This window comes from Streptomyces sp. CBMA123 (assembly GCF_014596465.1).
Lineage (GTDB): Bacteria > Actinomycetota > Actinomycetes > Streptomycetales > Streptomycetaceae > Kitasatospora.
This window is the reverse complement of record NZ_MECK01000165.1, coordinates 1-11,917: the sequence shown is the minus strand read 5'-3', so window position 1 is coordinate 11,917 and position 11,917 is coordinate 1. Positions and strand designations below refer to the sequence as shown.

Here is an 11,917-nt window from a genome sequence, read left to right as displayed (position 1 = left end):
CTGGGCGGCCCGGCTGCGGCTCTGGTGGCCGTACGCCCGCACCATGCTGCCGCGCCGGGTGGCGGCGGCCGCGCTGCTGGTGGTGGGCCTGGGGCTGCTGCTGTGGACGGGGGCGGTGCTGCGCTACCCGGTCGAGTCCGGGCACCAACTCGACCTCTCGCCCGACCTGTTCGGCGGGCCGCTGCGCTTCGCCGGGCGGCGGGCGGCCGAGCAGGTGGTCGGCAAACTGGGCGCGGCCTTCGTCGCGGCCGCCGTGCTCGCCTTCTTCCCGGCCCCGGTCGGGTTCGGTACGGCCCTGCTGACCGGCGCGGGCGCCCTCGTGATCGGTTACCTGCGGCTCGGACCGCCGATGACGGCCGTGCAGGCGCCCCGGGCGGTGGCCGACCGGGTGGTCATGTTCGAGGGCGGGATGGGCAGTTGGGCCGGGATCGCGGCGGTGGTGGCGCTGGTGGCGGCCGTGGTGCTGATCGAGCGGGCGGCCGGCCGGCTGCTCAAGCCCGCCCAGCAGGCCCGGCGGCGGGTCCGGGAGGCCTGGCGGGACCTCGACCGGCGGCCCGAGCGGGCGGCGCGGGTCGCGGGCGCTCCGGCCCGGCCGGTTCCGGCGGCGGGCGCCGCCAGGGCGTGGGGTACGGGCCGGGCGGGGACGCGTGACCGGCTGCGGTTCACGCTCGCCGGCACCGGGGTGCTGGTCCTGCTGCTGTGGGCGGCGGTCGAGGTGCGGCTCGCGGCCACCGGGGTGCACCGGACGCCGGACTCCTGGGGGACGGGGCAGACCGGTGCGTCCTACCAGGCGGGGTTCGTCGTGCTGCTGGCCGCGGTGACGCTGCTGAGCACTCTCGGGACGCTGGTCACCGCGCGGGTGCTGTTCGTCGGCTGGATCCTCGGCACCCTGTTCCTGGGCGCCTGGCCGGGGCAGCTGGGGCCGGTGGAGGCGCTGCGGATCCCGGTGTTCGGGGGGCTGTTCGGCGCGGTCGCGAACTGGTGGGGGCACGGCGCGTTCTGGGCGGCGCTGCTGGTGGCGCTGCCGCTGGCGGCGTACGGGGTGCTGCGGACGGTGCGGGGGGCGGGAGCGGGGGGCTGACGAAGGGCGGCTGACAGCTGACAGATAACAGATGTTGAAATCTGTCATCTGTCGGCTGTCATCTGTCGGCTGTTATCTGTCAGTCGTTCGTCGTTCGTTGTCCGCCGCTGGCTGCCCGTCGTCCGCCGTGCTCAGCCCACCAGTCGGGAGAGTTCGATCGAGTGCCCGGTCCGCTCCACCTTGGCCGTCAGGTACCGGACGTTGCTCGCCGACAGGTGGACACCGGTCGGCACCCGCCGGCGGACGGCGACCCCGAGCTCGGTCAGCTGGGCGGCCTTGTCCGGGTTGTTGCTCAGTAGGTCGATGCTGTCGACGCCGAGCGTGGCGAGCATCTGGGCGGCCGCGGTGTAGTCCCGGCCGTCCTCGGGCAGGCCCAGCGCGGTGTTGGCGTCGTACGTGTCCAGACCGGAGTCCTGAAGGGCGTACGCCTCGAGCTTGTTGTAGAGGCCGATGCCCCGACCCTCCTGGCGCAGGTAGAGCAGGTACCCGCCGGCCTCGCTGATCCGCTCCACCGACTCGCGCAGCTGCGGGCCGCAGTCGCAGCGGTCCGAGCCGAAGACGTCGCCGGTCAGGCACTCGGAGTGCAGTCGCACCAGCGGGGTCCCGCCGTCCGGCACGGTGCCGAGGGCGAGCGCCAGGTGCTCGGCGCCGTCGGTGAGGCCGTGAAAGGTGGAGACCTCCGCGTCGGCGCGGTAGCCGTCGGGGAAGGTGAGCGGGATGCGCACGCGCGAGCGCACCGTGGCGGAGCCGGGTTGAGGCATGGACGGGCCTCCGTCGATCGGGGGTGGACCGGGTTTGACCGGGTCGGATCTTCGGATCCGGAGTGGATCCGGATCGGATCCGAGAGGGATCCGATCGGTTCGGAGGTCGACCGTACCTGGTTGTTCCAATTTGAACAACTGCCTACTGCTGGTGATCGAACCGACTACGGAGGCGGACAACACCCCATCCGCCCCGCCTGTTCCCGTCCGGCGTACCAGCATGTGGAAGGGGCGGGACCCGAGGTGTGGACATCGCTACCCGACCGGAGCGGGCACCGATCGTCGGGTACGGCAGGGTGGGTCCTTCCTACGGTAGTGATCAGCAAGGGAAGGGCGGGGTTGGCGTGCTGGAGCACCTGAACCGGGCGATGGAGCACATCGAACGGCACTTGGACCATGAGATCGACGTGGCCGAACTGGCGCGGATCGCGATGACGTCGGAGTACCACTTCCGACGGCTGTTCTCGATGCTCGCCGGGATCCCGCTGTCGGAGTACGTCCGGCGCCGGCGACTGACGGTCGCCGGGGCCGAAGTGCTCGACGGCGGGCGGACGTTGCTCGATGTCGCGGTCAGCTACGGCTACACCTCGGGGGAGGCGTTCGCCCGGGCGTTCCGGGCGATGCACGGGGTTGGGCCCGGTGAGGCCCGGCGCGACGGCGCGGTGCTCGTCTCCCAGCCCCGGATGTCCTTCCGACTCATCGTGGAGGGAAGCAGCAGCATGGAATACCGGATCGTCGAGAAGCCGGACTTCCGGATCGTCGGGAAGAAGGCCCGGGTCACCCTGATCTACCAGGGTGTCAATCCGGGTGTCGCCGAGTTCATCAAGGGGCTCGGCAAGGAGACCGTGGAACGGATCACCGCACTGACCGGCAAGGAGCCGGAGGGCATCGTCTCGGTGAACGACGGCTTCGCGCCCAACCGGGAGGAGGGGTCCGAATACGACTACTGGCACGCGGTGGTGGCGAGCGAGGACGCCGTCGTCCCGGATGACCTGGATGTCCTGCACGTCCCGGCCGGGACGTGGGCGGTGTTCAGTAGCAGCGGGCCGTTCCCGCAGGCGCTGCAGGAGATGTGGGGGAACGTGGGCAGCCAGTGGTTCCCGTCCAACCCGTACGAGGCCCGGCCGGGTCCGGAGATCCTGAGGACCCGCTTCATCCCGGGGACGGGCGACGCGGACGCGGAGCTCTGGATCCCGGTGGCGCGGGCCGTGCGGGGCTGACCGCGGTCGGGGTCTGCGCTCGGCTGACGGCTGACAGGTAACAGCTGACAAGTAACAGATAACAGCAAACAGATAACAGCTGACGGATGACAGATTTCGAAATCTGTCATCCGTCAGCTGTCTTTTGTTCGTCCGCCCCCGTTCGGCCCACCAGCGCCCGCCCCCGCCCCACCGCGCCCCGCATGCTGGGGCGGGGGGCAGGGGCCGCAGGCCGCTACCCGAGGAGTGGGATCACCGATGGCCAAGGCATTCGGCTTCGTCGACTACGGCGGACCGGAGACGCAGGAGTTCCTCGACCGTCCCGTACTCGCCCCGGGCTCCGGCCAGCTGGCGATCACCGTCCGGGCCGCCGGGGTGAACCCGGTGGACGGGAAGATCCGCCGGGGCTTCCTCGGCCGCGAACGCCAACTTCCCGCCGTGATGGGCCAGGAGGCCGCCGGAGTGGTGCAGCAGGTCGGCCCCGGGGTCACCGGCTTCACCCCGGGCGACGAGGTGTTCGGCCTCGTCGCCGCCGGAGCCTTCGCCGAACAGACCCTGCTGCGGGCCGAGTTGAGTGCCCTCAAGCCCGAGGCCGTCGGCTTCGACCAGGCCGCCGTGCTCTCTGTGTCGGTTGCCACCGCCGACGACGCCGTCCGCCAACTCGCCCTGGGCGCCGGGCGGACGCTGCTGATCCTCGGCATCGCCGGCGGGGTCGGCAGCGCCGCCGCCCAGATCGCCCGCAGCCAGGGCCTGGTCGTGCTCGGCACCGCGAGCGACGCCAACCGGGCCTACGTGGAGTCCCTCGGTGCGACGCAGGTCCGCTACGGCGACGGCGTCGCCGGGCGGATCGCCGAGGCCGCCCCCGACGGCGTCGACGGCATCCTCGACCTGGTCGGTGGCGACGCCCTGCGGGCCGTGGCTGACGTCCGCGCCGACCGCACCGAGCTGGTCAGCACCGCCGACCCGGCCACCGCCGCCGAACTCGGCGGCCGCTACGTCACCCGCTCGACCACCCCCGAGACCCTCGCCGCCCTCGCCGCCCTGGTCGCCGCCGGAGACCTCGACCCGCAGGTCAGCGCACGCTACCCGCTCGGCCGCGCCGCCGAGGCACTCGCCGAGGTCGAGTCCGGGCACGCCCGCGGCAAGGTGATCATCGAAGTCTCCTGACGCAGCAGCCCTTTGACGAACACCGAACACCGAGCACCGAGTACCGAGCACCGAGCACCGACAACAGAGCACCAAGCATCGAGCACCCACAACAGAACACCCACAACAGGACACCGAGAACCGAGCACCGAGATTCGAGAGCCAGGAGCCGGGAGCCATGAAGCAGACCTCCGTCACCACCAACGCCCCGTGCTGGGTCGAGCTGGGCACCGACGACCCGGCCGCCGCCCGGACCTTCTACGCCGAACTGTTCGGCTGGCGCCCCGACAGTGACGTCCGCCCCGAGGACGAGGGCTACACCCAGATGTTCGTCGGCGAGGCCCCGGCCGCCGCCGTCACCCCGCGGTACGCGCCGCAGCAGCCGGTGGCCTGGACGGTCGCCTTCGCGGTCGCCGACGCCGAGGCCACCGCGGCGAGGATCAAGGCGGCCGGCGGCAAGGTCCTCAAGGAGCCCACCGATGTGCGCGACCTCGGCCGCTTCTCGGTGGCCGCGGACCCGTCCGGCGCGGTCTTCATCCTCTGGCAGGCCCGCGCCTTCGAGGGCGCCGGGGTGTTCAACGAGCCCGGCGCCCTCGGCTGGGTGGAGCTGGCCACCCGGGACGCCGCCGGCGCGGCCGCCTTCTACCCGGCGGTCTTCGGCTGGTCCGTCGCGCCGTCCGAGTACTACACCCAGTGGGGCCTGGACGGTCAGGACTTCGGCGGGATGGTGGTGATGGACGACGGCTTCCCGCCGGAGGTGGCGCCGCACTGGCTGCCGTACTTCTCGGTCGCCGACGTCGACAACACGGTCGGCCGGGCGGTCGCGATGGGCGCGGACGTGCTGATGCCCGCCTACTCCATGCCGGTCCGGCGGATCGCCGTGCTGCGGGACGATCAGGGCGCCCCCTTCGGCATCTACCGCGACGGCGCCGAGGGCTGAGCGCCCGGCCCGTCCGAACGCGGGGAGGCACTCGCGGCCGTCCGCGCCCGGGAGCCGCGCGAGCGCCAGGCCGTGGCCGCCGCGCCCGCCGTGACCAGCAGCGCGCCCAGCGGCACCACGTCGCCGATCCGGTCGTACCAGGTCAGCGTCCCGGGCGCGGTGAGCGGCAGCCGTACGGTCAGCGCGCCGGTGCCGTCGGTGCCCAGCCGGGCCAGCTCCCGGCCCTGGGCGTCGAAGGCGGCGGAGACCCCGGTGAGCGAGGCCTGGACGGCTGGGCGCCCGGTCTCGGCGGCCCGGATCGCCGCCAGCGAGACGTGCTGTTCGGGTGCCCAGGTGTGCTGGAAGGTGGAGGTCGAGGACTGGTAGACCAGCACCCGGGCGCCGTCCCGGGCCGCAGCGCGCGCCATGTCCGGGAAGGCCGACTCGAAGCAGATCAGCGCGCCGACCGGCAGTGGCCGGCCCGAGCGGTCGGTGGTGGGCAGGACGTGGAAGGCGGTGCCGGGGGCCCGGTTCTCGCCCGCGGCCCGGCTGACTCCGGCGATCCAGCCGAACAGCGGCCGCAGCGGGATGTACTCGCCGAACGGCACGAGGCGGATCTTGCGGTAGCGGTCCACCACTCCGTCGGGGGAGACCAGTACCGCGTCCTTGGAGATCCGCCCGTCGGCCTTGCGGGCGTCCTCCCCGGCCAGCAGCTCGGCGCCGGTGGTGACGGCCAGCCGGCGCAGTGCGTCCAGGGCGGCCGGGTCGCGGTCCAGGTCGGCGGTGGTGCTGCTCTCGCCCCAGACCACCAGGTCCACCGGCTGCCCGACCAGGTCGGTGGTGGCCCGCGCGCTGGCGTCGAACCGGGCCTGGGGGTCCTCGACGATGCCGGGCTGGACCAGCGCCACCGTCACCGCCCCGGCCCCCACCGGCGCCGGGCGCAGTGCGAACAGCAGCGGACCGGCGGCCAGTACCAGGACGGTCACCAGTGCGGCGACCGCCCGGGGCCGCCGCCGCACCGCCGTCAGTACGATCAGCACCCCGGTGTTCACCGCCGCCACCGCCGCGCTGACCAGCCAGATCCCGCCCGCCGAGGCCAGTCCGAGGATCGCCGGGTGCTGCCACTGGGTGGCGCCGAGCAGGGCCCACGGACCGCCGAGCGCGTGCCAGGAGCGCGCGTACTCGGCGCTCACCCACACCGCGGGGACGACCAGCAGCGCGAGCAGGGCCCGGGGGGTGGTCAGCGACGGGCGCAGCAGCCGGTGCACCGCGTACCCGACCGGGGCCTGCAGCGCCCCGAACAGCACCGCGAGCACGGGCAGCGCCGGTCCGACGGACGGCACCAGCCAGTACATCGCGGTCAGGATGAACCCAGCCCCGAACCACCAGCCGCGCACCGCCGCCTCCCGCCCCGACGGCGCCCGCTGTGCCAGCAGCAGCCCCGGCACGAGCGCGACCCAGGCGAGCCACGCCTGCCCGGGCGCGGGGAACGCCACCACGGGCACGGCCCCGGCCGCCAGCGCCCCGAGCCGTGCCCGGTACCGGTGCGGCACGCGCGGCTCACGTTGCTCCGTGCGAGCCGTGCGGGCTGTGCGGGTTGTGCGGGCCGTGCTCAGGACCGGGCTGGCGGGAACGCTGCGGCGCGACATGCCCCGTATTGTCCGCGCGGGCGACGCCCGGTGCCAGATGGCGGCACACGCGGTTGACGCCAGTCCTCGGAACGGTGCCGGCTCTCGGAACGGTGCCGGCTCTTGGAACGGTGCCGCTCATCGGAACGGTTCTGGTCATCGGCACCACCGGACCGATCCTTGACCAGCCCGCGCACCGGCCGGACGTCACGACGCTGGCCGGAGGTCACGACGCTGGCCGGAGGTCACGACGCTGGCCGGACGTCATGACGGTGGCCGGCCGCCTTCCCGGAGGAACGCGGCCGGCCACCGTCCGGTCGGCGGGCCTCAGCCCTCGTCGCCCTCCAGGTCGCCCTCGGTCTCCAGGAACGCGGCCTGCAGCTGCTCGATCAGCTGCGGGTCCGGCTGCTCCCACAGCCCGCGGCTCGCCGCCTCCAGCAGGCGCTCGCTGATCCCGTGCAGCGCCCAGGGGTTGGCGCCGGCCAGGAACTCGCGGTTGACCGGATCGAGGACGTACTCCTGGGTGAGCTTCTCGTACATCCAGTCCGCGACCACGCCGGTCGTGGCGTCGTAGCCGAACAGGTAGTCGACCGTCGCGGCCATCTCGAAGGCGCCCTTGTAGCCGTGGCGGCGCATCGCCTCCATCCACCGCGGGTTGACCACCCGGGCGCGGAAGACGCGGGCGGCCTCCTCGGTGAGGGTGCGGGTGCGGACCGTCTCCGGGCGGGTCGAGTCGCCGATGTAGGCGGTCGGGGCCTTGCCGGTGAGGGCGCGCACGGTGGCCACCATGCCGCCGTGGTACTGGAAGTAGTCGTCCGAGTCGGCGATGTCGTGCTCGCGGGTGTCGGTGTTCTTCGCGGCGACGGTGATCCGCTTGTACGCGGTCTCCATCTCCTCGCGGGCCGGGCGTCCGTCCAGTCCGCGACCGTACGCGTAGCCGCCCCAGACGGTGTAGACCTCGGCGAGGTCGGCGTCGGTGCGCCAGTCCCGGCTGTCGATCAGCTGGAGCAGGCCTGCCCCGTAGGTGCCCGGGCGGGAGCCGAAGACGCGGACGGTGGCCTTGCGCTCGTCGCCGTGCACCGCGAGGTCGGCCTGGACGTGGGCGCGGACGAAGTTGTCCTCGTCGGCCTCCTCCTGGGCGGCGGCCAGGCGCACCGCGTCGTCCAGCAGGGCGACGACGTGAGGGAAGGCGTCCCGGAAGAAGCCGGAGATGCGCAGCGTGACGTCGATGCGCGGGCGGCCGAGCTCGGCCGCCGGGATCGGCTCCAGGCCGGTGACCCGGCGCGAGGCGTCGTCCCAGACCGGGCGGACGCCCAGCAGGGCGAAGGCCTCGGCGATGTCGTCGCCGGCGGTGCGCATCGCGCTGGTGCCCCAGAGCGAGAGTCCGACCGAGGGCGGGTAGGCGCCGTCGTTGTCGGCCCGGTAGCGGTCGATCAGCGAACTCGCCAGCGCCTGGCCGGTCTCCCAGGCGAGCTTGCTGGGGACGGCCTTCGGATCGACGGAGTAGAAGTTGCGGCCGGTCGGCAGCACGTTGACCAGGCCGCGCAGCGGTGAGCCGGACGGGCCCGCCGGGACGAAGCCGCCCTGGAGCGCGTGCAGCACGGCGTCCAGCTCGTCGGTGGTGGCGGCCAGCCGGGGCACCACCTGGGTGGCGGCGAAGTCGAGCACCTCGCGGACGGCCTCCGGCAGCCCGGCGGCGACCTTCTCCACCGCCTCGGGCGCCCAGTCCTCCGCCTCCATCGCCTCGACCAGGGCGCGGGCCTGCGCCTCGGCCGCGTCGGTGGCGCCGAGGGTGAGGGCCGCCTCGTCCAGGCCGAGCGCCTCGCGCAGGCCGGGCAGCGCGCTGACGCCGCCCCAGATCTGCCGGGCGCGCAGGATGGCGAGCACGATGTTGATCCGGTCGGTGCCGGCCGGGGCCTGGCCGAGGACGTGCAGGCCGTCGCGGATCTGGGCGTCCTTGATCTCGCACAGCCAGCCGTCGACGTGCAGCAGGAAGTCGTCGAAGCCGTCGTCCTCGGGGCGCTCGTCCAGGCCGAGGTCGTGGTCCAGCTTGGCGGCCTGGATCAGGGTCCAGATCTGGGCGCGGATCGCGGGCAGCTTGGCCGGGTCCATCGCGGCGATGTTGGAGTGCTCGTCGAGCAGCTGCTCCAGGCGCGCGATGTCGCCGTAGGAGTCGGCGCGGGCCATCGGCGGGACGAGGTGGTCGACGAGGGTGGCGTGGGCGCGGCGCTTGGCCTGGGTGCCCTCGCCCGGGTCGTTGACCAGGAAGGGGTAGATCAGCGGGAGGTCGCCGAGGACGGCGTCCGGGCCGCACTCGGCGGACAGCGCGGCGGTCTTGCCGGGCAGCCACTCCAGGTTGCCGTGCTTGCCGAGGTGGATGACGGCGTGGGCGCCGAAGCCGCCGTCCTGCTGGGCGGCCTGGATCCAGCGGTAGGCGGCCAGGTAGTGGTGGCTCGGCGGGAGGTCCGGGTCGTGGTAGATGGCGACCGGGTTCTCGCCGAAGCCGCGCGGCGGCTGGATGAGCACCAGCAGGTTCCCGGAGCGGATCGCGGCGAGCACGATGTCGCCGTCCGGGTTCTGCGAGCGGTCGACGTACAGCTCGCCGGGGGCCGGGCCCCAGTGCTCCTCGACCCGTGCGCGCAGGCCCTGGGGGAGGGTGGCGTACCAGCGGCGGTAGTCGGCGGCCGGGATGCGGACCGGGTTGCGGGCCAACTGGTCCTCGGTGAGCCAGTCCTGGTCGTAGCCGCCGGCCGCGATCAGGGCGTGGATCAGGGCGTCGCCCTCGTGGCCGTCGTCCTCGCCGCCGTCGGTGGCGGTGTTGAAGCCGGGCAGCTCGGAGCCGAGGTCCATGCCCTCCGCGCGCAGCCGCTCCAGCAGGCGCACCGCGCTGGCCGGGGTGTCCAGGCCGACGGCGTTGCCGACCCGGGAGTGCTTGGTCGGGTAGGCGGACAGCACCAGGGCGAGGCGGCGCTCGGCGGCCGGGACGTGCCGCAGCCGGGCGTGCCGGACGGCGGTGCCGGCCACCCGGGCGGCGCGCTCCGGGTCGGCGGCGTAGACGGTCAGGCCGTCCTCGTCCAGCTCCTTGAAGGAGAACGGGACGCTGATCAGGCGGCCGTCGAACTCGGGCACCGCGATCTGGGTGGCGGTGTCCAGCGGGGACAGGCCGTCGTCGCTGGCCTCCCACTGGGCGCGGGACCAGGTGAGGCAGAGCGCCTGCAGGATCGGGCGGTCCAGCGCGGCCAGCGCGCCGGCGTCCCAGGCCTCCTCGTCGCCGCCGGCCTGGGCGTCGGCCGGGCGGGTGCCGCCGGCGGCGAGCACGGTGGTGACGATCGCGTCGGCCGCGCCGAGTTCGGCCAGCAGCTCGGGCTCGGCGCCGCGCAGCGAGGCGCAGTAGTAGGCCTTCGCCCGGGCGCCCTGGTCCTCGACGGCCCGGCAGAGGGTCTCCACGAAGGCGGTGTTGCCGCTCATGTGGTGCGCCCGGTAGTAGAGCACCGCGACGGTCGGGCCGTCGGACGTACGGGCTTCACGCTCCAGCGGCCCCCAGGCGGGTGCGGAGGCGGGCGGGGCGAAGCCGTGGCCGGTCAGCAGCACGGTGTCGGAGAGGAAGGAGCCCAGCTCGGCCAGGTTGGCCGCGCCGCCGTGGGCGAGGTAGGCGTGCGCCTCGGCGGCGATGCCGGCCGGGACGGTGGACAACTCCATCAGCTGGGCGTCGGGGGCCTGTTCACCGGTCAGCACGACGACCGGGCGGGGACCGGCCAGCAGCGCGTCCAGGCCTTCCTGCCAGGCGCGGCGCCCGCCGAGCAGACGGACCACCACCAGCTCGGTGCCCTCCAGCAGCTCGGGCAGGTCCTCGGGGCTCAGCCGGGCCGGGTTGCCGAGCCGGTACGGGACCGGGCCGGTCGAGGCGCGGGCACTGAGCAGGTCGGTGTCGGACGTCGACAGCAGCAGGATCATGCGAAGGCCCTCCCGGCCTCGTGGGCGGCCGGGATGGCCGCAGTGGTGGCCGGGGAAACGGGCGCGGGCATGCGACAGCGGTGGTGCATTTCTGCCTTCCTCGGGGTCCGCGCCCCGGGCCGGTGGAGGACGGCGGGAGTTCCTGGCTCCCGCGGCCGACCGGCTTCCCGGTGAGCCGCGGTCACAGTGGCGGGACCGCACCGGGCTCGCACCGGTTTCCTCCCCTGCGCCGTCGCTGGCGTGGACGGCCCGCTGGGGCCGTCCGCCTGCATCGTACGGGGTGCGACTGACCTGGGGGAGAGCCGGCTTCGCTTCGCCCGGCGCACGGGCGGGCGCACGGTGCTCACCGGCGCCGGACGGCAGCTCGGTGTGCGGCCGGTGTGCGGCCGGCGTGCTGCGGATGCGCTGGCGGGCGTGCTGGCGGGCGTGCTGCCGGATGTGCCGGCGGTGTGATGCAGCGGACGGGGGCAAGCGATCGGATCATCTGTATGCTCGCCGCCATGCCACCGACACCCGACGCCACCGCGCCGGGCGCCGCCGTGCCCGACCGGGGGCGCGCGGACGCCTGCCCCGGGGCGCTGCGCCTGCACGCCGCCGACGACGGCGGCCTCGCCCGGGTCCGGCTGCCCGGCGGACTGCTGACGGATCGTCAGGCCCTGGGCCTGGCCGAGGCGGCGGAGGCCCTGGGCGACGGGGAGTTGGAGACCACCTCGCGCGGCAACGTCCAACTCCGCGGCCTGGCCCGGGACTGCGGCGCCGAACTCGCCGACCGGCTGCGCGCCGTCGGACTGCTGCCCTCGGACACCCATGAGCGGGTGCGCAACATCGTCGCCTCGCCGCTGGCCGGACTGGACGCCGCCGGGAACGCCGATGTCCAGGCCTGGGTACGGGAACTGGACGCCCGGCTGTGCGCGAGCGACTGGGCGGCCGGGCTCTCCGGCAAGTTCCTGTTCGCGCTGGACGACGGGCGGGGCGACGTCGCCGCGCTCGACGCCGATGTGACATTGATCGCAGCTTCGGGCGGGCCCGCCGTGCTGCGCCTCGGGCGCGCCGCGGACGGACACCCGGTCGAGCCCGGGCAGGAGGTGACGGCCGTGCTGGACGCGGCCCACGCCTTCCTGGACGCGCTGCGGAGCAGCGGCCGCTGGGCCTGGCACGTGCGCGAGGTGCCCGATCTGCTGTCGGCCGGCCCGGTGCCGCTGCCCGCCGTCGCCGGTGCGCCGCCCGCC

General features: G+C 74.1%; 8 protein-coding genes, 1 pseudogene and 1 riboswitch. Of the genes and pseudogenes, 6 read left to right on the top strand and 3 right to left on the bottom strand.

The window, feature by feature from the left end:
- Nucleotides 1–1,081: hypothetical protein (locus tag BG452_RS19720; RefSeq protein ID WP_223242460.1), on the top strand; the 1,081-nt coding region annotated here is incomplete at its 5' end.
- 131 nt (nucleotides 1,082–1,212) lie between these two features.
- Here BG452_RS19720 and BG452_RS19715 read toward each other — a convergent pair.
- Nucleotides 1,213–1,842 (bottom strand): GTP cyclohydrolase II, encoded by a 630-nt coding sequence (locus tag BG452_RS19715; protein WP_188305660.1) that lies wholly within the window; start codon nucleotides 1,840–1,842, stop codon nucleotides 1,213–1,215.
- A gap of 344 nt (nucleotides 1,843–2,186) precedes the next feature.
- Between BG452_RS19715 and BG452_RS19710 the strand changes: the two genes are divergently transcribed.
- From BG452_RS19710 to BG452_RS19700, 3 genes are all read left to right on the top strand, one after another.
- Nucleotides 2,187–3,062, top strand: a complete 876-nt coding sequence (locus tag BG452_RS19710) for a GyrI-like domain-containing protein (RefSeq protein ID WP_188305659.1) — start codon at nucleotides 2,187–2,189, stop codon at nucleotides 3,060–3,062.
- 237 nt (nucleotides 3,063–3,299) lie between these two features.
- A complete protein-coding gene (locus BG452_RS19705) occupies nucleotides 3,300–4,208 on the top strand; it encodes an NADP-dependent oxidoreductase (RefSeq protein ID WP_188305658.1) in 909 nt (302 codons plus the stop codon).
- Between the two features lie 157 nt (nucleotides 4,209–4,365).
- The gene (locus BG452_RS19700) at nucleotides 4,366–5,127 is read left to right on the top strand and encodes a VOC family protein (RefSeq protein WP_188305657.1); all 762 of its coding nucleotides are present in this window, start codon (nucleotides 4,366–4,368) and stop codon (nucleotides 5,125–5,127) included.
- Here BG452_RS19700 and lnt read toward each other — a convergent pair.
- Together lnt and cobN are read right to left on the bottom strand one after the other, a co-directional pair.
- Complete coding sequence (lnt, locus tag BG452_RS19695) at nucleotides 5,103–6,659, bottom strand: apolipoprotein N-acyltransferase (RefSeq protein ID WP_188305656.1); 1,557 nt, start codon at nucleotides 6,657–6,659, stop codon at nucleotides 5,103–5,105. The genes BG452_RS19700 and lnt overlap by 25 nt on opposite strands.
- Nucleotides 6,660–7,061: 402 nt before the next feature.
- Nucleotides 7,062–10,688, bottom strand: a complete 3,627-nt coding sequence (cobN, locus tag BG452_RS19690; protein ID WP_188305655.1) for a cobaltochelatase subunit CobN — start codon at nucleotides 10,686–10,688, stop codon at nucleotides 7,062–7,064.
- 136 nt (nucleotides 10,689–10,824) lie between these two features.
- Nucleotides 10,825–10,910, bottom strand: a riboswitch (cobalamin riboswitch).
- 18 nt (nucleotides 10,911–10,928) lie between these two features.
- On the opposite strand from cobN, the gene BG452_RS19685 reads away from it, so the two are divergent.
- Nucleotides 10,929–11,141 (top strand): hypothetical protein, encoded by a 213-nt coding sequence (locus BG452_RS19685; RefSeq protein WP_188305654.1) that lies wholly within the window; start codon nucleotides 10,929–10,931, stop codon nucleotides 11,139–11,141.
- A gap of 35 nt (nucleotides 11,142–11,176) precedes the next feature.
- A pseudogene (locus BG452_RS19680) lies at nucleotides 11,177–11,917 on the top strand (cobalamin biosynthesis protein CobG); the annotation flags it as partial.